This is a genomic window from Flavobacterium frigidum, assembly GCF_048286735.1.
In the GTDB taxonomy this organism is placed as follows: domain Bacteria; phylum Bacteroidota; class Bacteroidia; order Flavobacteriales; family Flavobacteriaceae; genus Flavobacterium.
On sequence record NZ_JBLVPU010000034.1, the window covers coordinates 1 to 23,831 of the forward strand.

Genomic DNA, 23,831 nt, shown 5'->3' on the forward strand with positions numbered 1-23,831 from the left:
CAATTTGTAATTTAAAAGACATTGAATAATCTTTTTGAGTCCGCTTCACATAGTGTGTTTCTTCATGTTTTTCCATTAGGATACTTATTGTGTATCGCTATTTCAGGACGGGACAATAATTCAAATAAAAAAGCACTACGAATAATTGTAGTGCTTTTTTTCAATCAAGTTGTAACCCTTTACTCTTTTTTATAAATTTCTAATTTTTCAACCTTGAACTTGTTTTTTAGCCACAAAGAGAGTTTCTCTTTTTCGCTGAAATTTAAATTTTTTTTGCTCTGATAAAGGATGATTATACCCTCTTTTTTATTGGGTATATTTTCATTAAGAGTAGGATTGGCTATGGCAATATTTTCAATTCCAGGAAACAATATTTTTGTTTCAACAAGTAAGGCGTTATTGTCAAACTTTGAAGCTGTGATTTCGTTTTTCAATTGATTTATAATCAAATCTTTTTCACCCATTGTTTTATTGTTAAAACTAATTTCGTTCAATATATCGCGTTTCAAATCGGTTGTATCTTGAATAATAGTTAATACCGTATTATTCAACTCATAAGTTTTTAATTTTTCTTTCAAGACTTTAATTTCATCATTGGTAAATTTTTTACTCAAAAAAGCCAGTTCAATCTTTTTTGGATTGGATATAAACTTAGTTTTCTTGTATAGAATAGTGTAGCCCTTTTCGATAAACTCTATATTCAAAAAAAGTTCTACTTTTTGTTTGTATTTTTTTTCCTCAAATAGTTGATACGCAAAAAAGATGCTGGGAAGTATTAAAACTAAAGTCAAAAAACTTATTATGTATTTTACTCTTTTTTCGCTTTTCAAATTGATTTGCTCAACGATAGGATATTTTAAAAATTTCACGATGATAAATGTGGCAATACATATAAAAACACAATTGATGGTATACAAATACATTGCTCCAAAAAAGTATTTGAAATTTCCAAGAGCTAAACCATCGCCTGCAGTACACAGTGGTGGCATCAATGCTGTTGCGATAGCAACACCAGGAATTGGATTTCCCTTTTCCACCCTAGTAATAGCAATGACGCCAACAAGGCCGCCAAAAAAAGCAATAAAAATATCATAAACATTCGGGGAAGTTCTTGCCAAAAGTTCTGATTGTAACTCTTTGAAAGGACTTAAAAAAAAGTAGGTTGTAGAAACAATTAAACTTACTATGGTGGCAATGAAAAGATTCTTGAGTGATCTTTTTAGCAAATCAAAATCATAAATCCCTAAACCAAAACCGGCACCAATAATGGGACTCATAAGCGGTGATATAAGCATTGCACCAATAATCACTGCCGTTGAATTTACATTCAGGCCTACCGAAGCCACCACAATAGCGCAAGCCAAAATCCATAGATTGGAACCCCGAAAACTGATGTTGGACCTTACATTGTCTAATACCTTATTCTTGTCTTCCTCGCCATTATGCAAGTCTAAATAATTCACTATTTTACCCATATTTGTTACATAATTAATCGTACACCACCCAATTCTGAAACCCGATACGGAAAACGATTGCTTGGAGAACCAATGAACATAAAGTTTTTAGGAATATTCCATTTTTCTGATAATTGAGAGATCAGTTCAGGTCCAAAAATACCATCGATTTCTATAAATTCGATATGAATTTCAGGATATGCGCGGTCAAGGACTTTCAAATCTTCAATGAGAAGTTGATTAGATGTGCCCTCTTTTTTGACGTTGACAATTTTTAGCTTTGTTGTGGTTTCATTTCCTTCAACATATTGCATCACTTTATTTAAAATAGCAACATCATCCCCTTTGGTAAAAAAAACAAATTCTTGTGACTTGATTTTCAGATGCATTTTGTTTAAATAACGGTTGCTTAAAACGACCATTTTACGCAAAGGATTATAAAAATATTCTAAAGCATAAATAATAAATTGTATTAAAAAAGAGCGATTGAGCATAATTACTACAACCAAGAAAGCCGGAATTAGATAATAAATAAAAGTATAAAACGAATGAGTATTCAAATTGATATTTCCGATAAATGCAGCAATGATAAAAGATACGGCAACTACTACCGAAATCCCTCTTGCTTTTTCAGGTCGGGGCAATTTTTCTCGTTTGAATTTCAATAGTAAATTCCCGATTCCGAACAGTCCCATCACTGTCAAAAACGAAAAAGTATAAACACCAGCCAAGGATTCAAGACTTCCTTTAGTGACAAATAAAACAGAAACGCATAGAATTAGAAAACTTATTATAATGCGATAATTAGAGCCATTCTTGTTTTGTTTTAGGAAATAATTAGGCAAAATCCGGTCTAAAGTCATTCGGTTTAACAATCCCGAAACTCCAACAAATGAAGTCAAAACGGCACCACACAAAACCAAAACGGCATCGACAGAAATTAATATGGCTAGCCAGGATCCCCCAGTGGTTTGCCCCAAATAGGCCAGAAGTGATTCTTTATGTGCGCCAACTTCTGCCAAAGGAATAATACAGATTAACAATAGTGCTAAAACAGGATTAAAAAAACTAACAATTGCCCACATATTCCGCAATGTCTTCCTGAAAACACCTTGTTCTTGTTCTTCAACAAAATTTGCAGAACTTTCAAAACCTGAAATCCCCAACATTGCAGCCGAAAAACCTAAAAATAAAGCCGTAAGAATGCTTCCGGATCCTATGGGTAATTTCCAGTTGATATGAAAAGTGTCTAATCCGTTTGTGGCCAAAAACCAAATACAAATGATGACTAACAGGCTTAAAGAAAACAAATGAAAAATAAATATAATAACTGCCACAAATGCCGATTCACCAATACCCAATATGGCTAAACCCGTAAATGCGAGTAGAACAATTATAGTGGCTAGGGTAACGTTAATGATAGGGAAAATCCCGTGCAAATAATGCATCCCTTCTATTGATGATATCACCGCAGTAGCCATATAGGAAAGTACCGTTAACGTAGCGGCAAACGAGGCCAATCTTTTTGTGGATGCATTCAATAATACATTGTAAGCGCCTCCGTTTAGAGGAATTGCCCCAACGACTTCTGCATAAATTTTTCTAAATAATAACAGGACAAAAGCCACGACCAACAAGGAAATCCAAGCATATTGTCCTGCGTACATTATTGTCAATGCCGATACATAAAGACAAGAAGAACTAATGTCGTTTCCACAAATGGCCGTTGCTTGTAATTCATTTAATTTTTTGTGTACTACTGTTTTCATTATTTACCCTTTTTAGTTTAAATTTGGATATTTTAGTTTTGCGTCTCATCCGGTTTATCCAATATCCGAACCAATGAGAATATCAGTATTTGGTGAGTCAAAAGATGTAAAATAACAATATAATTTGTTATGAAACAGAATAAATTAATACTATTCCAATTAGAATTGCAAAAGGAGAAATTAATTGAAAATATAAAGGTTTAATTATATCGGTACACTTTAACGAATAATTATGATGGATTTGTCTTGGAACAAAATAAAGAACTAATGAAGTAATAAGCATAAACCATCCAAAAACCTGAAAGAAAACTGGGAATTTGGAAAAATCTTAAAATAAAATTAGACCTGCTGCCGGTATAATTCTTATTGTTATTTCGGCATAGTTTATAAAATTAGTACTGCCTGCTTTCCTTAAAATCTGTCTTGCTTTATAGGGCACAAAGAGCATAATTAAGCCTGTACTGATAAAAAATAATCCGAAAAGTATAATTATCCATTTTGAGATTATTATCATCATAATAATTTTTTTTAGCTTTCACTTTTGGATCTTTTACGTTAAGCTCTTTATAACTCTTCAATTATATCATTTTTAAGTGTCGCTTTTAAAAACAAAAAACCAATGGTTCCAGCTATTAAAGAAGTTAACAAGATAACAAATTTAGAATTAGTAATTATCTCTTGGTCATCAAATGCCAATAAGGTGATAAAAATGGACATTGTAAATCCTATTCCTGACAAAAAACCAACTCCTAGAATGGCTTTCCAGTTCAAATCTTCGGGTAGTTTACAAAGGCCTATGGAAACAGTTGTGAAACTAAACAAAAAAACCCCCAATGGTTTTCCAGCAATTAATCCCAAAGCAATACCAATACTGTAATGCTGTGAAACGGTTTCACCAATATCCGAACCGATGACAATAGCGGTATTTGCCAAGGCAAATAGCGGTAAGATAACGAAAGACACAGGCTTGTGCAAAAACTGCTGCAAAATATAGGAAGTAGATTTCTCACCTCCATTTCCAAACGGAATGGCAAATGCAAGCAAAACACCCGTAACCGTAGCGTGAATACCTGAATTAAGCATAAAATACCACATTACCACACCACCAATCAAATAAGGAATTAAGTTCCTAACTTTTAATCGGTTCAAAATTAACAGAAAACCAAAAATGCTTAAAGCAATAAATAAGTTATTTAAGAGTAAATCTTTGGTATAAAATAGCGCAATAACAAGTATTGCACCCAAATCGTCGATTACAGCCAAAGCAGTCAAAAATATTTTTAATGAAGTAGGCACTTTATTACCTAACAAAGATAAAATCCCAAGGGCAAAAGCAATATCAGTTGCCATCGGAATTCCGGCACCTGATTGGGTCGCTGTTCCATAATTAAAAACTAAATACAGACCAGCTGGTATCAGCATACCTCCTAATGCAGCAAAAATGGGCAAGGCAGCACTCTTTAAATCCGATAATTCACCAATGTAAATTTCACGTTCTAGTTCTAAGCCGATAAGCAAAAAGAAAATCGCCATCAATCCATCATTGATCCAAAATTCAATGGAATGTCCAGCAAAATCAGAATGCCAAAAATGTTGATAACCCGCTCCAAAAACAGAATTGGCAATCCCTAACGAAATAACCGTACAAAGAATCAAAGTAATTCCCGCCACTTTTTCGTTTTCAAAAAATTCTCTAAATAGGTTGGTTAATCTCATCTTATGTGTTTGTTTTTTAGCAAAAGTAAATTTTTAAAGTTTAAAATAAGGCGTCGACAGGTCTTCAAAATTGTAAAACCCTTCCTTTTTATCTTTTATATTTTGAGCAACAAAGAGCACTCCGTTTCCAAATGCTTCTCTCGAAATAGATTCGTGGATGAGCCGAACCGTTTGGTATGGAAATCCGAAGATTACTTCGTGTTTTCCTACAATACCTCCTGCTCTAACGGTATTTATATTCTCCTTTTCAACATCTAAAGCCTCGGCAATTTTTATAGCCGTACCTGATATTCCTTCTTTTAGTTTGAAGTGTTCTTCATTAATTTCGATATCAACCCAAGGTGCAATTTTTTTCAAAAATTTGGCAGCAAACAACAGATAGTTAACCCCTAAAGTGATATTGGGAGACCAAAACACAGTTGTTTGAATTGATAATTCGTTTAATAATTGTGTCTCTTCTTCTTTATAATGGGAGATGGCCGATATAATTTTAATTTTACGTTCAGCGGCAATTTTTCCATAGGTGTAAATTCCTTAGTTCGAAGAAAAATCAATGATAATATCTAGGGGATGTTTATCTAATAGTTCCTCAATTGTTGTCTTGGAACTCGAATATATTAATCTTGGTTCATCAGAAGGAATACCAAAAAATTCAGGTACTGAACGATGCTCTAAAACGGTACTTTGTCTTAATACCCATTCCAAACAAAATTCTTTATTTTGTAGTAGCACTGAGGCTACTGCTTTTCATGTTTTTCCAAATCCAATTAATCCTACTTTCATAATTCATTTTTTTTAAGTCAATTCAAAATAACACCCAAACACTATGGTTTTAATGCTTATACCAATATTTAAATCTTATCCACAACCATATAAATGGGGTCTTCAATAATATTCACGTCAATAATGGCTTCGGCATTATTCAATAATAGAATGCAATCTTTGCTCAAATGGCGCAAATGTATCTTCTTGCCTATTTTGTGATAACGATGCGTGATAACATTTACGGCTTCTATAGCGGACATATCGGCAATTCGACTTTCTTTAAAATCGATAATTACTTCCTTCGGGTCATTCAAAACATCAAATTTTTCAGTAAAGGCTGCAGTGGACGCAAAAAATAATGGCCCATATATTTCATAATGTTTTACCCCTTCATTATCAATGTATTTTTTGGCTCTAATTCTTTTGGCACTTTCCCAAGCAAAAACCAAAGCGGAAATAATAACTCCTATCAAAACAGCCAAAGCCAGATTATGCAGTATAACAGTAATCAAGGCCACAATTACTACAAGAAAAACATCCTGTTTGGGCATTCTATTAAATATTTTTAAACTCGCCCATTCAAAAGTGCCAATGGCAACCATAATCATAACACCCACTAAAGCAGCCATAGGTAATTGCTCAATAACAGGAGCTCCAAATAAAATAATAGCAAGAATAGTCAGTGAAGCAACCATACCTGACAAACGAGCTCTTGAACCGGCCGAGAGATTCACCAATGTCTGTGCTATCATAGGACAACCTCCCATACCAAAGAAAAATCCGTTCAAGATATTAGAACTCCCTTGTGCAATGCATTCACGATTTCCGTCTCCTTTTGTTCCTGTAATCTCGTCAACCAAATTTAAAGTCAATAAACCTTCGGTCAATCCAACTGCAGCCATAATTAAAGAATAAGGAAAAATTAACTTCAAAGTTTCAAAATCAATGGGAATATTTGGAATATGAAATGGCGGAAAACCACCACTTACTGAGGCAATGTCTGCTACTGTTTTAGTTTCTATTCCAAATCCCAACACTATTCCAAAAACCACCATAATAGCCACTAACGACGCTGGAACCGCTTTGGTCAATTTAGGCAGTAACACTACAATCCCGATTGTCAAAGCAACTAAACCAGCCATAATCCACATTGGTGTGCCAGAAAGCCAAGTGCTTTGTCCATTTATAACGGTTTTAAACTGCTCCAATTGTGACATAAATATAATGATTGCCAATCCATTGACAAAACCAAACATCACCGGATGTGGTACTAAACGTATAAATTTCCCCATTTTAAAAATTCCCACTAAAATTTGTAAAAACCCTGCAAGAGCAACTGCTGCAAAAACATATTCCAACCCATTCGACTTCATTAAGGCAATTAATACAATTACTGTGGCTCCTGCTCCTCCTGAAATCATTCCTGGTCTTCCTCCAAATATTGCGGTAACCAAACCCGCAATAAAAGCGGCATATAAACCCATCAATGGAGGAAAACCTGCCAATATTGCAAAAGACAGCGATTCCGGAATCATTGTCATCGCTACTGTCAAACCAGCTAAAATTTCTGTTCTATATTTTACCTTTTGTGATAAATCAAATAAATTAAATACTTTTTTCATTGAATAATTAAATAGTAATGTATAATACAATTTCATAGACTGAAATGACATCAAATAAATTTTTCATAAAATAGTTTGGGATTAATCCCTCGCTTTAAAGACTATAAATCAAGGTGGGGTAACGACGACAAAAGGAGTCTTTTTTTTCATAATAATGAAGTAAAAATAGGTTTTTTGAAAGGAAGAAACAAATTGAAAACATAACGTTTACTAAATAACTATATTTGTACCATACTTCACAATAACATAATAATGTTCCAAAAAACAACTGTTAAAATTAAATAACTTGCTCCTTTGGGGGCAAAATAAACTCTCAAAAAAACGATTCATCATTCTTTCTACTTTTATAAGATTGACGATTATTACAAAAATTTTGTTTTTAAGAAACTAAAAAATAATTCTGAACTTGAAAATTGTAATTGTTTTTGGAAAAAACGAAGGAGAAATTCAGAGAAGCTTAACTCCCGCTGATTTAGAGGTATTTAAAGAGTTATCTAACATAGCTATAACTTATGCAAAAACTTATATGTAAAGCATTATGCTAAAGAAAACGAAGCTTTACTGACATCATTGAACTTTCTTGGTAAATCGATGACAGAAAATATAGAATATGGTATTTATTTCCAAAATTCTAAACTTAGTTTAGAAAAATTATTTATAGATTCAATGAGCTATACCTATCAAGTCATCACTGAAAATCCATGTGTTTATATTAATCGCCCCGTTTTTAAAAAAGCTTACTAAGGTTTGACAAAAAAAATATGTAGAATCAAAAGTACTGCATGATGTAACCGATGCACTCTACAGAAATAGAGATTTTGAAAAAAAATATAATGAGAATTTTGAATTATCCTTATTTGATACAGACATAAATCCAACAGGGGAAGAGTATATACCTGAAATCAAAAATATACCAAAACATGAATCTCATAAAATATATAGACACCAACAAGCTGAATTTGATGAGGAAGAAAAAGTAAATCAAAAATATTCAAATTACAGAGGTAACAGAAATCAAGATGAAGAATATGGGTATTGAATAAGAACAGGTATACGAATTCCATTTGATCCTAAAAAACCTAACTCCTACGATGCCTATCAAACCTGGGTTAAATATGAAAACTGGAACTATCAAGAAAATTATTTTCTTAGAACAGTAAGAAAATCTAATGGAAAAACGTAAATAGCAAAACCGATTTTATTTTAGTAATGAAAATGTAGTTTAATCAATTAGATCTAATTTTTATGATAATTGCATAGTAGATACTTATCATAGGCAAAAATATATAATGTAAGACATGCGGCGAATATTCAAATTAATCACCGCATTTTTGCAGTGATTATTAAAACATCCCTAACCTACTTTCTAATAATTCCAAATACTTCTCTTTCATATCATCTGAAAGAAAAGAAATTTCAATCAGTTCTTTCCATACAGGAGTTGCTTTTTTCATTTGTTCAAGAATAGTTGCTATTGTTTTTTCGTTGAGTTGTAATCTCTCCTTTCCGCAGTTATCTATAAAATCAGTTGCTTTTAGATTACTTTTTTTTCCCTTTAAGGTCAGTGCTATTTCGGCTGCTGGATTTTTAATCGCTATCGTAGAATTTAGAAAATCATAAATAGGTGCCAGTGTTGTTTTTCCATTTTTGGTAATTAGCGAAAAATTTTTCAAATGCATGTCTTCATTTCCAGTTACATAACAAAATAGAATTCTTTTGAAAAAGTCAGCTTTCTCAATTGCGGGAAACGAGCAGTACTCGTCAAGTACAGGAATCAATTTTTCCATCGTAAAACAGATAATTTTACAATTGAAAAATTAAAAAAAAAGAACACAAAAACTGCTATAACGGTAATAATCACCGCAAATATGCGGTGATTAAAAACAATTACCACCGCATCGATCTTCGTATAAACAAAAATGTTTACATTTGTACTATGAATACATTAATCGAAAAATACAAAGGCATACATCCTGGAATAATATTGGAACGCTTACTTAACAAAAAAGCGATTTCACAGCGTCCTTTTGCTATTTCTATTGGGGAGCATCCACAAACTATAAACGCAATAACAAAAGGAAGAAGGAAACTCAATGTAGCACTGGCATTGAAAATTGAAGAAAAGCTAAATTTAGAGGAAGGCTCACTAGCTTTTCTACAAACCTATTTTGATATTCAGGAACAAAAAAGTAAAACAAAACAAGAAACTCCAAACTTAAACCTTTTAAGAAAGGTGTTGTTTTGGGATACAGATATCACTAAAATTGATTGGCAGAAACAAAGTGCAGCGGTAATTCTTAGAATATTCGAACGAGGAAATGATATTGAAAAAGAAGAAATAAAACGTTTCTATAAAAGTGAACTCATTAGGTTTACACTTGAGCAAAATACTCGTAAACCCTATACTGTTTATAAAAATAAAGAACAAGCGTAATGTTATACTATTCCACTGTAAATAAATTACTTAAAGAAAGTTTGATTCAATTAATGCAATCAAAAATCTTTGATGATTTTAGACTTGTAGGCGGTACAGCATTGAGTTTACAAATAGGTCATAGAGAATCTATCGATATTGATCTGTTTAGTGATGCTGACTACGGATCACTAGATTTTAGAGACATAGAAATTTATCTAAAAGATAACTTTAAATATGTAGATTTTTTAGACACTATTCCAGCAATGGGGAAAAGTTATAGTATTGGAGAAAATAAAGAAAATACCGTAAAACTTGATTTGTATTACACAGACGATTATATCCAACCCGCTATAGAAGTTGATGGTATCAGAATGGCAACTATTGAAGAAATTATCGCCATGAAGTTAGAAGTTATTCAGGGAGGAGGGAGAAAAAAAGACTTTTGGGATCTACATGAATTACTTCGGTCTCATGATTTAAACCAAATGTTAGATTTACACGAGCAAAGATATCCTTATTCACATGACAAAGATTTAATAATTAAAAACTTTACATCCTTTAAACAAGCTGATGAAGATTTTAATCCAATTTGCTTTAAAGGAAAGTATTGGGAGTTTATAAAGGAGGATTTTGAAGAAATTATTCTCCAATTTAAATAGCTATAATTTCTTTTACTGTCTTTACAAATTAGTATTCTACTATATTAAGTACTCTTTTTGTACACCTCTACCCTGCTAAAGCCTTACAAATACTGATAAATTAGATATTGCATCGGGAAATGGTACAGAAAATGTAATACATAGATTTGAAAACAAGTATTAATCGTAAATAATTGAATCTTCATCTTTATTAAAAATGATAACCTTTCCAGGATATTTTTTGGCAGAATTTAAAACCAATTGCGTACTATATTGATTTGTTTTGTAAGGTTTAATATGCTCTTTTATTTGATTCGAAACGGTAATGATCGCATCAGAATCTAGATAGCCCATGCCATAAAATTGTCCTTTTTCTACCAAGATGCAACTACGTTCGTCAGTAGTTCTTCCTTTATCAATTATAGCAAAACTGATTCTGCTATTCAAATAAAAATCAATAGCAACTTGGATTTGATCATTGTGTAAATCCATATCAGGTAAGGAAATTATATTTTCTTGAGTTGTAAAAACTCCATCAGCCATACCTCCATATTTACAAAATCTACTATCAATATCAAATTTTTGTGCTAATTCTTGCAATAAATTTATACCACCGTACATATGATCAAATGTTTCTAAGCAATTTTGATTTTTGGCTAATTTTCCAACTGCTAGATACCTATATCCATTCCTTGCTTCGTATTCAAATAATCCGAATTTTGGTTCAAAGCGCTTCAAAGATTTATTATGAATAGGCCATAACTGCTTTATTTCACTACACTCAAGCAACAATGCCATTAATTCTGTTCCGCAAATTTCGTAAGTAATATGGTAGATATCACGCAAAAAATGTTGTCTTTGCGGTGTGATTTTATGACCTCCAAAATGTGATGCTACGCGTTTTTTTATGCTTACAGCTTTTCCAATATATATTACTTTTTTGTGCTCATCGTAAAAATAATATACGCCTGGTTTATCAGGCAGTTGATCAAAATCTTCACGAGGTAAATTAGGGGGCAAGCGCTGATCTTGAGATGTTTTCTTTATCATTCCATCTATTACTTTGTCAATATCCCATTCTAGTAATCGCGAAAATAAAATTGCAGTTGCATCAACATCTCCTCCCGCACGATGGCGGTTATCGAGATTTATTTCTAAGGCACTGCAAAGTCTACCCAAACTATAAGATGGTAATCCCGGTTTAATTTTTCTTGCTGCTCTAACAGTACACAGCTTTTTAGCTGTCCATTTTAAACCAGCTCGTTCCAGTTCGTGACGAACAAAAGAGTAGTCAAAATTGACATTATGTGCCACAAATACACGATCTGATAAAAGTTCAAAAACTTGATCTGATATAAAATCAAATAGTGGTGCATCTTTAACCATTTCATTGGTAATACCTGTTAATGCAAAAATGGCGGGTGGTATTTCTTTTTGTGGGTTAACCAATGTTTCCCACCGGTGAATTATATTTTTTCCATCATGAATAATAATAGCAATTTCAGTAATTCGGCTGTGACTCGCATTTCCACCTGTGGTCTCAATATCTACTATTGCGTATTCTTGTTTTTTCATTTTATGCGGTCTAGTTTATCACGACTGCGCTCGAAGTGTGATAGTTATAACTTGGATATTCAAAAAAAAAATTAGATCTCAAATTTTCAGTAAAAACTACTCGATTACACTCGAAATACCATTTAAATTTAAAAGTCTAATGGATTTCTAATTATTTGGCTAAAAATTCTCGGATGCGGTTAAAGTGACATTGTTTCAAATTATTTTCATACAATTTGTTATTGAAAAAATTTAATGATTTTAATTACATCGAAATGTATTTTCCTCGGAATCAAAATAAATGCTATTTAAAATTTAAAAGCCATTTAAGAAATTACGAAGTGGCAATTTCTTAAATGACTTTTAGAATTAAATTGATATTGCTACAGCTTACTAATGAAGCTACCATAGATATCTTTGAACTGATACCCTTCAGAAAAACGGTCTTTACTCAACTTTTTATATTCAACTAATCCCCAAAGAATAAATTCTTTCATAAATAACTTATCTTCTTTTTCAAGTTGTGGTTGGTATTTTTTAATCAAAACCTCAAGCGGAACTATGCTGTTCAGGGTTCTTTCATACTGTTCATCGGAACAATCGTCTACTAATTCGAAACCACTTTCAACAAAAAACCATTCGATGATATCTGTGTAGGCCGTTTTTTGACCTTCTTTCTCTAGTTTTTCAATTTTTGGAAAATACGCTGGAAAAAAAGTATGAATCGCATCACCTAGCAAGTGTTGCGCCACTGCAGCTGCTCCCTCCTGCTCTCCTTCGTAAACCAATTCAACTTTTCCTGTAATAGCAGGAATAATACCCATAAAATCAGATAATCGCAATGTTGTTTTGTCTACTCCGGACTTCAAAGCCCTTCTTTCTGCAGTACTCAATAAATTTTCAAAAGCGGTTATACTCAACCGCGCACTTACGCCACTTTTGTTATCGATATATTCACTTTCGCGTGCTTCAAAACTAATTTGTTCCAACAAATCTCTCGCTAATGAAGGCACATAAACCATATCACTTTGACTCAAGTCTAGTTTTGCTTCCTGCTCTGTAATGGTACGAGCTATTTTAATTGTATCTGGGTAATGTGTTAGGATTTGGGATCCTATTCTATCTTTAAGCGGTGTCACAATACTACCACGATTGGTATAATCTTCTGGATTTGCTGTAAATACAAATTGCATATCCAGTGGCATTCTTAGCTTAAAACCTCTGATTTGTATGTCGCCTTCTTGCAAGATATTGAACAATGCTACTTGAATTCTAGCTTGTAAATCAGGTAATTCATTAATTACAAAAATACAACGGTTTGCTCTTGGAATCATCCCAAAATGAATCACTCGATCATCAGCGTACGAAAGTTTTAAATTGGCCGCTTTGATAGGATCAACATCCCCAATCAAGTCAGCTACGGTTACATCTGGTGTGGCTAGTTTTTCAAAAAAACGTTCGCTTCTATGCAACCATGATATTGGAGTTTCATCGCCTTTGGCCTCAATGATATCCTTAGCAAAACGTGAAATGGGTTGCAAGGGATCGTCATTAATCTCTGAACCTGTCACAAATGGAATGTATTCATCCAACAATTCGATCATTTTTCGAGCCAATCTCGTTTTGGCTTGACCACGAAGCCCCAATAAATTGATGTTGTGACGGGATAGAATCGCTCGTTCCAGTTCTGGAATAACCGTGTTTTCAAAACCATGTACGCCTTCGAATGTTGGTTTTCCTGTTTTTATTTTTTCTCTAAGGTTAGATCGCAATTCGTCTTTGATGCTTTTGCTTACATAACCTGATTTTTTTAATTCGCCTAAAGTTTTTATGGTATTCATTTATTTTTTTATTGAAATTGATACATTGATTTATTGTTGGGGTTTGCGTTAAGGATAAAAGTGTAAATCCTTTTTTGAGGCTTTTCGCCGAAAAAAAGATTGAAACGAATAGCCCGACCCTTGTGGTAACGCCCAAAACTATTTTATTCTCTTTTTACGATTGGTTTCATAATCTTCAAAAATCATTTCGCCCAAACCTTTTAATCCCGTATAAAAAGCTTTCCCTTGGTTGGACTCCGTGAATTTATTGACAAATTTTTGCAAATATGGGTCATTCGCAATCATAAAGGTGGTGATGGGAATGTGTAATTTCCGGGCTTGTTGCGCTTGGTTGTAACATTTATCTACAATGTATTCGTCAAGACCGTTGCTGTTCATGTAATAAGAACCATCTTTCTCACGTACACAACTTGGTTTCCCATCGGTTATCATAAAAATCTGTTTGTTGGTATTTCGTTTGCGTCTCAAAATATCCATTGCCAATTGCAAGCCGGCAACCGTATTGGTATGATAGGGTCCAACTTTTAAATACGGTAAATCTCGAATTGCAATTGTCCAGGCATCATTACCAAAAACCAAAATATCTAAAGTATCTTTAGGGTAGCGCGTTGTAATTAACTCCGCCAGAGCCATGGCTACTTTTTTGGCAGGTGTAATTCTATCTTCGCCGTACAAAATCATACTGTGGCTGATATCAATCATCAAAACAGTACTCATTTGAGATTTAAATTGTGTTTCTTCGACAACCAAATCATTTTCGGTTAGCATAAAATCGGCCACTCCATTATTGATTTGTGCGTTACGCAAACTTTCGGTCAAGGAAATGCGTTCGAGTCCATCTCCAAAATGAAACTCCCTAAATTCGCCTGTATGCTCATCGCCATTTCCGGGATGTTTGGTTTTATGATTGCCACTTCCAGAACGTTTTAAATTTCCAAAAATGGTATCTAAAGCCTGTTGCCTGATGGCACGTTCGGTCTTAGCGGTGATTCCAATGCCAGAAGTTCCATCTTCTTTGAGTTCGTCTCTGATGTATCCTTTTTTCTTTAAATCTTCTATAAAATCATCGATGGTGTAGTGCTCATCGGTCAGCTTGTATTCGGTATCCAATTCTCGCAACCAGTCTATGGCTTCATCAAAATCTCCTGAAGTATGCGTGATTAATTCCTTGAAAATACCAAAGAGTTTATCAAACGGAGATTGAAAAGGCGCTTCGTATTGCTTGAAATAAAATCCTTTTTTAGAGTCGTTTTTCATAATTGTTAAAATTAAGCCTTTTACAAAAAAACTCTTGACAAACGAATATTAATTTTTAGTTAAAAGCTTTATCCAAAAATCATTTTAAAATTATTTGGATCTTCAAAACACTATTATCACAAAGGTTTAAGAAGTACAAAACTTTTTCCAATTTTTTTTATTGAATACTGTCGTCCTCTAGAAAAATTCTCCATCACTGTAAAACCAACTTCCATCTTCAAAAATAAAAGTTGAAAGTTCATGGTGAATTTGCTTCTGATTTTGATCATCTAGAAAATACGCTTTAAATTCGACTTTGTTCTCTATAAAGTCAATGATTTCTAGTTTGAGCCACGTATTACTGCTGGCCCAATTTAAAAGTTCTTCTCTTGAATAGTTGTCTCTTTCAGAACGGTGTGTAGTTGCTATTAAATAATCAATGTGCTGCAATACATAAGCTGTATATCGAGACCGCATCAAGTCTATTGCTGTTGCAGCTATTTTGTTGCCATTAAGCAAGGGCTCACAACATGTAATAAAGCTTTTTGAAGAGCAGCAATGGCATTTTGTATTTGTCATAATATTAAAAAATATCAACATTACGAATTATTATTGCACACCAAGGGCAATTATCTTTTGCTGCAATTGATTTAAAAGTACTTGATATTTACTGATTTCTATTAATTCTTCATCTTCCTCTGAAAAGTCCAGTAATTCATCTAATTCTTCACTAACATCTACTAACTTATTAATAGCCTCCTTGCCATTTTTACGCGCAATTAAATCAATTATTTCTTGAATTCCATTTTTTAGAGTATCAAATTTAGTAGTGTTCATTATATGTTGTTTTCAGATGTTTTACTTTGATTGAACTTTATAGAAATCTGTTTTAGTTTCTCTTTTCGCAACATCTCGGCTAGCTTTACTTTATCCTGCGCTTTGTGTAATTTATCGTTGTGCTTTTTTATGTTTTTTTCGTTATTTCTTCCCATGAAATGTTTTATTACTCAAATCATTTGTCTGATTTAATATTGACTGCAAAGTTCGGCTTATTTATTGAAATTCAATTAATTTTTAGGTATTGAGTTTTTACAATTATAAAGTTGACTTTATGACACCTATTATTAGCATTGATTTTAGTTTTTCTTATATCATTTTTTCTTAAAATAAGTACTACAATCTTTCTAGGATTAAAATATACTAATAAATCTTGATGGTGATTTTACATTTCTAAATTCAGTTAGCTCCCAATTTACTAGAAAAATTATGTTATTAAATTATTTTTATTACATTTAGTTAAAATTTCAGATACCACTATTTTTTTAAGGATACGGATGGACAGTAAAAAATACCCTGAATCTATACTTTGGTTCTTGAATAGACCCAAAACAACCGGTTTTATCACTTTTTTATTCCTAAGTTATATAGCAGGATTTATTGTTGTGCAACAATACCAACTTGTAAAGGAAGATGAGCAACAAGAAATGAGCAATATCCTAAAAATTGTCAATCAAAATCTTGAACAATCTCTAAAAAACTGTTACACAACTACTTTAACCTTAGCATTAACCATTAATGATAAAGGGATTCCTGAAAATTTTGATGATGTTGGTAAAAAGCTTTTAGAAACTAATAATGTTATTAGTGCAGTACAACTGGTTCCACAAGGAATTATTAGATACATTTATCCTTTAAAAAATAATGAAGCAGCATTAAATCTAAATATATTAACAGCTCCCCATCTCAAAGCAGAAGCTATTAAGTCTGTAATTTTAAAAAAAATGTATTTTGCAGGTCCCTTGAATCTAAAACAAGGCGGAACAGGTATCGTGGGCCGATTTCCAATTTTTATAAATAACAAATTCTGGGGATTTTCGGCAGTTATCATAAAATTAGATGATCTGTTAAAATATTCTGGAATTACTACTGTTGACAACTCTAAATATTATTTTCAGTTTTCAAAGGTAAATTTAGCAACCAAAAAAGAAATTTTTTACCTCCCAAATACAAGTGATTTTTCAAAAAAATATTACATATCTACAGTTATTCCGGACGGAGATTGGAAATTATATTTAATTTCAAAACATAACAATTTTTTATATACACCCATTATATTACCTGGTATTATAGGAGTTATTTTTGCAGCTCTTTTTGGTTTTTTAATTTATAAATTACTAAAAATTCCAGAAGAACTGCAATCTTTGGTGGATGTTCAAGCTACAAAACTTTTAAATTCTGAAATAAAATTCGAAGCTATTTTTGATCAAGCAGCAGTAGGAATAGCACATGTTGATTCTGTTACAGGTAATTTTATTGAAATTAACAATCAGTTTTGCAGATTATTAGGATATTCTCAGCAGGAAATGAAGGATAAAAATTTTCAATCCATAACTCATCCAGATGATTTAGTTATCGATTTATTAAGTTTAAAAAAAGTGGTAAGTGGGGAAATAAAAGAATATAACTTAGAAAAAAGATATTTTACCAAATCTGGAACTATTATTTGGGTTAATTTATCGGTATCAGCCCTATTTAAAAAAGGCGAAAAATTGACTTCTCTCATCTCTATTGTTGAAGATATTACGTCAAAAAAAGAAGCGGAGCACTTGATCAAGAAAAGTGAAACTCGATTTAAAAGTTTATTCGATGACTCCCCAATTCCTATGTGGGAAACTGATTTTTCAAAAGTTAAAAAACATCTAGAAAAGTTAAATCTTATAAATAAAAATATAGATAATGTTTCTCATTATTTGAAAACGCATCCTGAAGTAGTTTTTGAATGTTTTCATTTAGTTAAACTTATTGATGCAAATACAATGTGCATGAACCTTCATAAGGTTAAATACAAAGAGGAATTGATTAATGCGGCCCTATCTCAAATACCCGAAAATAGTATTGCTGAAGGTTTTATTAAGCAGATAATAGCTATTACCCAAGGAGAAAATCAACTGGTTATGGACTCCAAAATGAAAAATACCGATGGTGAATACCGGGACGTAAATATAAGATGGAATGTTATTCGTGGCTATGAAAAATCGTTGCAAAGAATTATTATTTCCACAGAAGACATTACAGATCGGAAATCATCTGAAAATATAATTCTTAAGTCACAACAAAGAATCGAATCCTTGATAAATACTATTGATGGAATTGTATGGGAGTGTGACGCCAAAACCTTTTCTTTTAATTTTATCAGTAAAAAAGTTGAAAAAATATTGGGATATTCTGCTGAAGAATGGGTACAAAATGAGACGTTTTGGGTAGATCATATTCATCCAGATGACAAAAAATGGACTATTGAATATTGTACCTTAAAAGTTAATGAAAACTCAAATCATGATTTCGAATACCGAATGATTGCTAAAGACGGAAAAGTAGTTTGGTTGAGAGATATCGTAAATGTAATCTCTGACAACGGACAAGTAATTAGTTTACGTGGTATTATGATTGATGTGACGGCAACTAAAGAATCTGAGAAAAAACTAAACGATTCTTTTAATTTAGTTACCGAACAAAATAAACGATTGTTGAACTTCTCCTATATTGTCTCCCATAATTTAAGATCACATACCAGTAATATTGCCTCGATCATGGGATTGCTCGAATCGTCTGAGTCCGAGGAAGAAAAAAATGAAATGATTCAATTATTAAAATCTGTTTCTAATTCTTTGAGTGAAACGATGATCCACCTCAATGAAGTTATCACAATTAGGACTAATATTGGTTTGGTATCAGAACCTTTAAACTTAAATTATTATTTAGAAACGGCACAAATAGTACTTTCTGAACAAGTAAATGCAAAAGAGGTTTCATTTGTGACAAGCATGCCAGAAAACGTTATTATTAATTACAATCCAGCTTATTTAGAAAGTATCTTATACAATATAATTTCAAATTCTATTCGATATAGCCATCCAGATCGCAAACCCATAATTCATATTCAATGGATAATTGATTCTGAAAATAAAATCCTTCAGATCTCTGATAATGGTGTTGGAATTGACTTGGTAAAGAATGCAGATAAAATTTTTGGTATGTATAAAACATTTGGTAATCATATCGATTCAAAAGGTATAGGATTGTTTATTACCAAAAATCAAATTGATGCCATGGGTGGAAATATAACTGTAGAAAGCGAACCTAATGTAGGCACAACATTTAAAATTTATATTCAATGACAAAAAAATCAATTTGGGTAATTGATGATGATGCCATTTATCAAATTTTAGCCAATAAAATTATCCAACGATCGGAGCTGTTTTCTACTGTAAATTCATTTGTAAACGGCAAACTCGCAATAGATGCGTTGCACACTATTATAAGAAAAACAACAGACACTACCGAAAAAATTCCAGATATCATTCTGTTGGATATCAACATGCCAATTATGGATGGTTGGGAATTTATGGAGGAAATGAGCTTGATAAAATCAGAATTTAATAAAAAAATAATCGTTTACATTGTAAGTTCTTCAATTGCTGCCGAGGACAAAAAAAAATCTAAAACCTACTCAGACATCGTGGGCTACTTATCTAAACCCATTTCTATGAATGATTTAGAATTAATTGCATTGAACGAATAAAGTCTAATTTCACTTTAAAATAAAACTAAGCTTATTAATTAATAATTAAGCATCGTAACTGAACACTATTTCTTGTGTTTCCATCTTTTGTGCGTCCAGAAATAATATTCCGGTGCCTCGATAATTTGTTTTTCTACTTCTCGTAAAAAAATACTGGTAATTCCAAAATCGGGAATCGAACGAGGATTATCTGTAATTGGAATAAAAGTAGCTTCGTAAAATCCTCTTTTTAATTTCTTTACTTTAACAAAAAGCACATTCAAATCGTATTTTTTAGCTAGCATTTCTGCACCGGTATGAACGGGTACTTCTATTCCCATAAAGGAATCCCAATGGAAAGCTCTGTTCAATTTTGGAGATTGATCGCTGGCTAATCCATACATGCTTAAAATTCCTTTTTCTTGGTTTTCGGCGATTAACGGGATTGTATTTTTTGTTTCTACTAGCTCAGCATTATATTTTGATCGAATATCTCGAATTAATTTATCAAAATAAGTATTAGCAATTTTTTTATAAACGCCAATTCCCTTAAAACTTGTTTTTTCATTAAGTGACAACAACCACTCCCAACTTGCATAATGAGACGCTAGTAAAACAGTACTTTTTCCTTTAGCTTCATATTCTTTTACCAAATCAATGTTGGTTACGACAAACCTTCTATTCATTTCAGCTGCAGAAATAGTCATAGTTTTAATCATTTCCAGAAACATATCGCACATGTGATGGTACGATTTTTTTTCGATGATTAAACGTTCTTTGTCGCTTAGGTGAGGCAATGCCAATACTAAATTTGCTTTGACAATTTTTTTGCGATAGCCAATAATGTAGTAAACAATGATATAAATAAAGTCCGAAAACCAGTAAAAGATCCTAAAAGGAAGAATGGAAACCACCCATAAAAAGGGAAAAGTTAAGATATAAATAAGAAATTGCATGCCGTTACTTTTATTGCAAATATAGTCCAAAAATATAGACGCTATAAATTTTGATAGGGTATGAATCACTATTTTAGAATGACTATCTTTACATTTCACAATACATACACTTTATGAATACCGTATTAATAGCACTAATTGTTGTAAATGTTTTACTTAGTTACAAAGGGTTTAATGATATTTCCTTTTTTAGAAAATATGAGTTTCATGTAGGGAGCATTCGCAGTGGTGAACAAATCAGGATGTTATCTTCTGGTTTTTTACATGCTGACATGACCCATTTGATATTTAATATGTTAACGCTTTGGTTTTTTGCTCCCGTTGTTGTCAGTTATTTAGGCGATTTTTCCTTTTTAATGATCTATTTTGGGAGTCTAATTTTTGGAAGTTTGTTAACCATGTTTTTTCACAAAGACGAATATGGATATAGAGCCGTAGGAGCATCAGGTGCCGTTACGGGTGTTATTTTTAGCTCAATTTTATTAGATACTAACTTAGAAATTTTCGGATTCATTCCTGGTATTATTTATGGTTTTGTTTTTTTGCTTTCTTCTATCTATGGGATGAAGGCCAAAAACGATAATATTGGACACACCGCTCATTTTGGGGGCGCTATAGGCGGTTATTTGATAACATTGCTCAAAGAACCTTCATTGTTAGTAGATCATACGTTAATGGTGGTATTATTGGCCATTCCAATAATTATTCTTTTTGTAATGGAAAAGTTAGGCAAAATATAATGGCACAACTTTTGAAAAGAAATTAGTACAAACAAATAAATCTCTCAAAAATGAAAAAAGCACTATTGATTCTGTCTATTTTATTTATTTCAATGTCTTATGGACAAGAAGTAAAACAAGTTCCTCAAATAAATGTAAGCGGGGAAGGAAAAGTAAAAGTTATTCCGGATCAAGCCACTATAACGGTTACCGTTGAAACCAAAGGGAATAACGCAAAAGATGTAAAAAAACAAAATGACGAAAAGATTGATGCGGTCTTAAAATTCATTAAAAAAATGAACGTAGCTCCTGCAGATTATAAAACACAGCGCGTTTCATTGAATCCACAATACGATTATGAAAAAAAGAAACACAATTACAATGCTACCCAAACAATCGAAATTCTATTAAGAGATTTATCAAAATATGATGAATTGATGGAAGGATTGGTTGACCAAGGAATTAACAGAATTGATGCTGTAACTTTTCAATCTTCGAAACTAGCACAATATCAATCCGAGGCTAGAAAATTAGCAATGAAAGAAGCAAAAATGAAAGCCGAAGATTATGTTTCGGTTTTAGGTCAAAAAGTGGGGCGTGCGATGACTATTTCAGATAATTCACAAACGTATTATCCGCAACCCGTTTATGCTGCAATGAAAAGCATGGAAAGTAATGATACAGCACAACCAAGGGAGACATTGGCAGCTGGGGAAATAAACATAACTGCAAATGTAACGGTAAGTTTTATTTTAGAATAAAGAAGCTAAAAACTATAGATTATAAAATCCAATCTCAGATAAAAAATGAGATTGGATTTTTTTTATAATCTAAATATAAATTGATGAAAGTATCAATTATAGTAAATAAAAAAAACGTTTCAATTGCTTGAAACGTTTTAGTGGGGAGAGCAGGATTCGAACCTGCGAAGTTTACACAGCAGATTTACAGTCTGCCCTCGTTGGCCGCTTGAGTATCTCCCCAAGTCTCAACAAGCATTGCTTATCGTGCTAACCGGGTGCAAATATAGAAACAGTTTTGAAGTTTCCAAACTAAAATTGCACTTAATTTTAGTATTATTTTTAATGTATTGGTATTGAATAAAATAAAAAATCTCCACTTGGGAGATTTTTTATTTTAAAAGAATAATTGCACTTATTTTGCTAAAAGTTCTAAGACTTTTGCTCTTAGTGCAGCACCTCTTAAATCTTTTGCGACAATGTTTCCTGAGGCATCAAGAATAAATGTAGAGGGTATCGATTCTACTTTATATTGAATAGCTATAGGCTCGTCCCAAAATTTTAAATTTGAAACATGACTCCAAGTCAACTTGTCTTTTGCAATTGCATCTTTCCAAGCTTTGGCATCTTTATCTAACGAAACACCAATTATATTAAGCCCCTTACTATGCAATTCTTTATAAATTGCTACTACATTTGGATTTTCTTGGCGACAAGGTCCACACCATGAGGCCCAAAAATCAACTATAGTAACTTTCCCTAAATTTTCTTTCAAAGATATTACTTTACCTTGCGGATTAGGACCTGAAAAATCTGTTCTTCATTTAGCTTCAACCGCTGGTGCTGCTGGAACTGGAGCAGCTCCTACAGCCGGCATTTTCAATTCAGCTAACTTAGTTTTAATAGCGATTCCAGGTTTTGTTTTTTTTAATGATTCTTCCAAACTATTGTATAATTTTTCAGATTTAGCAACGTCTGCCGTTGGATCATTTAACATACCTTGAATGATCAAAGCTGAAATAAAAGCTTTTGGATGAGTCTCAGCATAAGTAACATATTTTGCCTTGGATGCTTCACCTACTTCTTGTTGAATTTTTGTGAATTCTGACATCAACTTATTGATTACAACAGTATCTTTAGTTTGTTGAGCAGTTTCCATAGCTTTCATATTTTTACTTTGAAAATCCATAAGTTTCTTTTGAACTTTAGTAATTTCTTTATTAAAAGCTACATATTCATCATTGTTGTACGTTCCTGAAACTTTAGATTTTTGGATACTATCTTTATTGATAGCAATAGTTACTTCTCCATTTTCTAAGATAAAAAGAATTTTATCTTGCGCGCCTTCTAATTGTATGGTATAAAATGAAGGTTCAGTGATTTTTCCTTTCATTTCAAATTTTCCATTTTCAACTTTAACAGTATCTTTTGCCAACATCATTCCTGTTGCATCTTGAGTTTCAAGAATAATTGTTTTACCATTTTCAATTCCTGTTGCAGTCCCTGAAATGATATATTCATCTTTGCCAACTTTGCTACAAGAAATTAAAACAACAGCAGCAGAAAGTAATAAAATTATTTTTTTCATTATTAATTAGTTAATTAAGTTAAGGTTGCAAAAGTATTTAAAAATTATAAAATACAAATTATTTTGCCACCTAAATTTTTGTTATAATTTTAGTGGTTAGTCTATGATTTTAGATGTTTATAAAATAATACGTGTAATGTGGATCAAGTCTAAAACCTGTGGGGAAATATTAAATTTCGATATTTGTATTTTAAAAATAGATACAAATGCAAGATTCTTTTAGTGAGCTAATCAAATTATTATTACCTGAAATTGT

General features: G+C 32.3%; 20 protein-coding genes, 1 tRNA gene and 2 pseudogenes. 6 read left to right on the forward strand and 17 right to left on the reverse strand.

Annotation, left to right across the window (positions count from 1 at the left end; genetic code table 11):
- Nucleotides 1–179: 179 nt before the first annotated feature.
- From ACNQGO_RS14930 to ACNQGO_RS14960, 7 genes and pseudogenes are all read right to left on the reverse strand, one after another.
- Entirely contained in the window at nt 180–1,475 is a 1,296-nt protein-coding gene (locus ACNQGO_RS14930) for a TIGR00341 family protein (protein WP_417985763.1), read from the reverse strand.
- A 5-nt stretch (nt 1,476–1,480) separates the two neighbouring features.
- Nucleotides 1,481–3,223: an APC family permease gene (locus ACNQGO_RS14935; RefSeq protein ID WP_417985764.1), complete on the reverse strand. Its 1,743-nt coding sequence runs from the start codon at nt 3,221–3,223 to the stop codon at nt 1,481–1,483.
- A 328-nt stretch (nt 3,224–3,551) separates the two neighbouring features.
- Nucleotides 3,552–3,740, reverse strand: a complete 189-nt coding sequence (locus ACNQGO_RS14940) for a hypothetical protein (protein WP_417985765.1) — start codon at nt 3,738–3,740, stop codon at nt 3,552–3,554.
- 47 nt (nt 3,741–3,787) lie between these two features.
- Nucleotides 3,788–4,939, reverse strand: a complete 1,152-nt coding sequence (nhaA, locus tag ACNQGO_RS14945) for a Na+/H+ antiporter NhaA (protein WP_417947728.1) — start codon at nt 4,937–4,939, stop codon at nt 3,788–3,790.
- Nucleotides 4,940–4,972: 33 nt separating this feature from the next.
- Nucleotides 4,973–5,671 (reverse strand): annotated as a pseudogene (locus tag ACNQGO_RS14950) (dihydrodipicolinate reductase C-terminal domain-containing protein).
- Between the two features lie 119 nt (nt 5,672–5,790).
- Nucleotides 5,791–7,326 (reverse strand): SulP family inorganic anion transporter, encoded by a 1,536-nt coding sequence (locus tag ACNQGO_RS14955; protein ID WP_417985766.1) that lies wholly within the window; start codon nt 7,324–7,326, stop codon nt 5,791–5,793.
- A 1,343-nt stretch (nt 7,327–8,669) separates the two neighbouring features.
- Nucleotides 8,670–9,113: a HipA domain-containing protein gene (locus ACNQGO_RS14960; RefSeq protein WP_417947458.1), complete on the reverse strand. Its 444-nt coding sequence runs from the start codon at nt 9,111–9,113 to the stop codon at nt 8,670–8,672.
- Nucleotides 9,114–9,262: 149 nt separating this feature from the next.
- On the opposite strand from ACNQGO_RS14960, the gene ACNQGO_RS14965 reads away from it, so the two are divergent.
- Together ACNQGO_RS14965 and ACNQGO_RS14970 are read left to right on the forward strand one after the other, a co-directional pair.
- Nucleotides 9,263–9,760 (forward strand): helix-turn-helix transcriptional regulator, encoded by a 498-nt coding sequence (locus ACNQGO_RS14965; protein ID WP_417947457.1) that lies wholly within the window; start codon nt 9,263–9,265, stop codon nt 9,758–9,760.
- On the forward strand, nt 9,760–10,401 hold the full coding sequence (locus ACNQGO_RS14970; RefSeq protein ID WP_417947455.1) for a nucleotidyl transferase AbiEii/AbiGii toxin family protein: 642 nt from the start codon (nt 9,760–9,762) through the stop codon (nt 10,399–10,401). Before ACNQGO_RS14965 ends, ACNQGO_RS14970 begins: the two co-directional genes overlap by 1 nt.
- Before the next feature lie 159 nt (nt 10,402–10,560).
- Here the strand turns inward: ACNQGO_RS14970 and ACNQGO_RS14975 are convergent, their stop codons facing one another.
- The 6 genes from ACNQGO_RS14975 to ACNQGO_RS15000 form a co-directional block, all read right to left on the reverse strand.
- Nucleotides 10,561–11,955 (reverse strand): exonuclease domain-containing protein, encoded by a 1,395-nt coding sequence (locus tag ACNQGO_RS14975; RefSeq protein WP_417985767.1) that lies wholly within the window; start codon nt 11,953–11,955, stop codon nt 10,561–10,563.
- Nucleotides 11,956–12,317: 362 nt separating this feature from the next.
- Nucleotides 12,318–13,775, reverse strand: coding sequence for a magnesium chelatase (locus ACNQGO_RS14980; protein ID WP_417985768.1), 1,458 nt, complete (start codon nt 13,773–13,775; stop codon nt 12,318–12,320).
- A gap of 138 nt (nt 13,776–13,913) precedes the next feature.
- Nucleotides 13,914–15,032 carry a vWA domain-containing protein gene (locus ACNQGO_RS14985; protein ID WP_417985769.1) on the reverse strand — a complete coding sequence of 373 codons (1,119 nt, stop codon included), beginning with the start codon at nt 15,030–15,032 and terminating at the stop codon, nt 13,914–13,916.
- Nucleotides 15,033–15,209: 177 nt separating this feature from the next.
- A complete protein-coding gene (locus ACNQGO_RS14990) occupies nt 15,210–15,590 on the reverse strand; it encodes a YchJ family protein (protein ID WP_417970408.1) in 381 nt (126 codons plus the stop codon).
- Nucleotides 15,591–15,620: 30 nt separating this feature from the next.
- The gene (locus ACNQGO_RS14995; protein WP_417970410.1) at nt 15,621–15,848 is read right to left on the reverse strand and encodes a hypothetical protein; all 228 of its coding nucleotides are present in this window, start codon (nt 15,846–15,848) and stop codon (nt 15,621–15,623) included.
- Complete coding sequence (locus tag ACNQGO_RS15000) at nt 15,848–16,003, reverse strand: hypothetical protein (RefSeq protein ID WP_417944822.1); 156 nt, start codon at nt 16,001–16,003, stop codon at nt 15,848–15,850. The genes ACNQGO_RS14995 and ACNQGO_RS15000 overlap by 1 nt, the downstream gene beginning before the upstream one ends.
- Before the next feature lie 342 nt (nt 16,004–16,345).
- Here ACNQGO_RS15000 and ACNQGO_RS15005 point away from each other — a divergent pair, with 342 nt between their 5' ends.
- The gene (locus ACNQGO_RS15005; protein WP_417985770.1) at nt 16,346–19,189 is read left to right on the forward strand and encodes a PAS domain S-box protein; all 2,844 of its coding nucleotides are present in this window, start codon (nt 16,346–16,348) and stop codon (nt 19,187–19,189) included.
- The gene (locus ACNQGO_RS15010; RefSeq protein ID WP_417970414.1) at nt 19,186–19,593 is read left to right on the forward strand and encodes a response regulator; all 408 of its coding nucleotides are present in this window, start codon (nt 19,186–19,188) and stop codon (nt 19,591–19,593) included. The genes ACNQGO_RS15005 and ACNQGO_RS15010 overlap by 4 nt, the downstream gene beginning before the upstream one ends.
- 65 nt (nt 19,594–19,658) lie before the next feature.
- Here ACNQGO_RS15010 and ACNQGO_RS15015 read toward each other — a convergent pair whose 3' ends face one another.
- Nucleotides 19,659–20,528, reverse strand: coding sequence for a lysophospholipid acyltransferase family protein (locus tag ACNQGO_RS15015; protein WP_417970416.1), 870 nt, complete (start codon nt 20,526–20,528; stop codon nt 19,659–19,661).
- Nucleotides 20,529–20,641: 113 nt separating this feature from the next.
- Here ACNQGO_RS15015 and ACNQGO_RS15020 point away from each other — a divergent pair, with 113 nt between their 5' ends.
- Both ACNQGO_RS15020 and ACNQGO_RS15025 read left to right on the forward strand, forming a co-directional pair.
- The gene (locus ACNQGO_RS15020; RefSeq protein ID WP_417970418.1) at nt 20,642–21,268 is read left to right on the forward strand and encodes a rhomboid family intramembrane serine protease; all 627 of its coding nucleotides are present in this window, start codon (nt 20,642–20,644) and stop codon (nt 21,266–21,268) included.
- A 50-nt stretch (nt 21,269–21,318) separates the two neighbouring features.
- Nucleotides 21,319–22,008, forward strand: coding sequence for an SIMPL domain-containing protein (locus ACNQGO_RS15025; protein ID WP_417970420.1), 690 nt, complete (start codon nt 21,319–21,321; stop codon nt 22,006–22,008).
- 141 nt (nt 22,009–22,149) lie between these two features.
- On the opposite strand, the gene ACNQGO_RS15030 is transcribed toward ACNQGO_RS15025, so the two are convergent.
- The 3 genes and pseudogenes from ACNQGO_RS15030 to ACNQGO_RS15040 all read right to left on the reverse strand — a co-directional run bounded on the left by ACNQGO_RS15030 (nt 22,150) and on the right by ACNQGO_RS15040 (nt 23,575).
- Nucleotides 22,150–22,230 (reverse strand) — tRNA-Tyr (locus ACNQGO_RS15030).
- Nucleotides 22,231–22,402: 172 nt separating this feature from the next.
- Nucleotides 22,403–22,789: pseudogene (locus ACNQGO_RS15035) on the reverse strand (TlpA family protein disulfide reductase); the annotation flags it as partial.
- A gap of 18 nt (nt 22,790–22,807) precedes the next feature.
- A complete protein-coding gene (locus ACNQGO_RS15040) occupies nt 22,808–23,575 on the reverse strand; it encodes a DUF4369 domain-containing protein (RefSeq protein ID WP_417970422.1) in 768 nt (255 codons plus the stop codon).
- Nucleotides 23,576–23,831 lie beyond the last annotated feature (256 nt).

What these genes read in the sequence shown, in the direction of transcription:
- ACNQGO_RS14995 (WP_417970410.1), bottom strand. Translation starts at nt 15,848, where the DNA reads ATGAACACTACTAAATTTGATACTCTAAAAAATGGAATTCAAGAAATA.
- ACNQGO_RS14990 (WP_417970408.1), bottom strand. Translation starts at nt 15,590, where the DNA reads ATGACAAATACAAAATGCCATTGCTGCTCTTCAAAAAGCTTTATTACA.
- nhaA (WP_417947728.1), bottom strand. Translation starts at nt 4,939, where the DNA reads ATGAGATTAACCAACCTATTTAGAGAATTTTTTGAAAACGAAAAAGTG.
- ACNQGO_RS14960 (WP_417947458.1), bottom strand. Translation starts at nt 9,113, where the DNA reads ATGGAAAAATTGATTCCTGTACTTGACGAGTACTGCTCGTTTCCCGCA.
- ACNQGO_RS15010 (WP_417970414.1), top strand. Translation starts at nt 19,186, where the DNA reads ATGACAAAAAAATCAATTTGGGTAATTGATGATGATGCCATTTATCAA.
- ACNQGO_RS15020 (WP_417970418.1), top strand. Translation starts at nt 20,642, where the DNA reads ATGAATACCGTATTAATAGCACTAATTGTTGTAAATGTTTTACTTAGT.
- ACNQGO_RS15005 (WP_417985770.1), top strand. Translation starts at nt 16,346, where the DNA reads ATGGACAGTAAAAAATACCCTGAATCTATACTTTGGTTCTTGAATAGA.
- ACNQGO_RS14985 (WP_417985769.1), bottom strand. Translation starts at nt 15,032, where the DNA reads ATGAAAAACGACTCTAAAAAAGGATTTTATTTCAAGCAATACGAAGCG.
- ACNQGO_RS15000 (WP_417944822.1), bottom strand. Translation starts at nt 16,003, where the DNA reads ATGGGAAGAAATAACGAAAAAAACATAAAAAAGCACAACGATAAATTA.
- ACNQGO_RS14975 (WP_417985767.1), bottom strand. Translation starts at nt 11,955, where the DNA reads ATGAAAAAACAAGAATACGCAATAGTAGATATTGAGACCACAGGTGGA.
- ACNQGO_RS14940 (WP_417985765.1), bottom strand. Translation starts at nt 3,740, where the DNA reads ATGATGATAATAATCTCAAAATGGATAATTATACTTTTCGGATTATTT.
- ACNQGO_RS14955 (WP_417985766.1), bottom strand. Translation starts at nt 7,326, where the DNA reads ATGAAAAAAGTATTTAATTTATTTGATTTATCACAAAAGGTAAAATAT.
- ACNQGO_RS15025 (WP_417970420.1), top strand. Translation starts at nt 21,319, where the DNA reads ATGAAAAAAGCACTATTGATTCTGTCTATTTTATTTATTTCAATGTCT.
- ACNQGO_RS15015 (WP_417970416.1), bottom strand. Translation starts at nt 20,528, where the DNA reads ATGCAATTTCTTATTTATATCTTAACTTTTCCCTTTTTATGGGTGGTT.
- ACNQGO_RS14935 (WP_417985764.1), bottom strand. Translation starts at nt 3,223, where the DNA reads ATGAAAACAGTAGTACACAAAAAATTAAATGAATTACAAGCAACGGCC.
- ACNQGO_RS14930 (WP_417985763.1), bottom strand. Translation starts at nt 1,475, where the DNA reads ATGGGTAAAATAGTGAATTATTTAGACTTGCATAATGGCGAGGAAGAC.
- ACNQGO_RS15040 (WP_417970422.1), bottom strand. Translation starts at nt 23,575, where the DNA reads ATGAAAAAAATAATTTTATTACTTTCTGCTGCTGTTGTTTTAATTTCT.
- ACNQGO_RS14970 (WP_417947455.1), top strand. Translation starts at nt 9,760, where the DNA reads ATGTTATACTATTCCACTGTAAATAAATTACTTAAAGAAAGTTTGATT.
- ACNQGO_RS14980 (WP_417985768.1), bottom strand. Translation starts at nt 13,775, where the DNA reads ATGAATACCATAAAAACTTTAGGCGAATTAAAAAAATCAGGTTATGTA.
- ACNQGO_RS14965 (WP_417947457.1), top strand. Translation starts at nt 9,263, where the DNA reads ATGAATACATTAATCGAAAAATACAAAGGCATACATCCTGGAATAATA.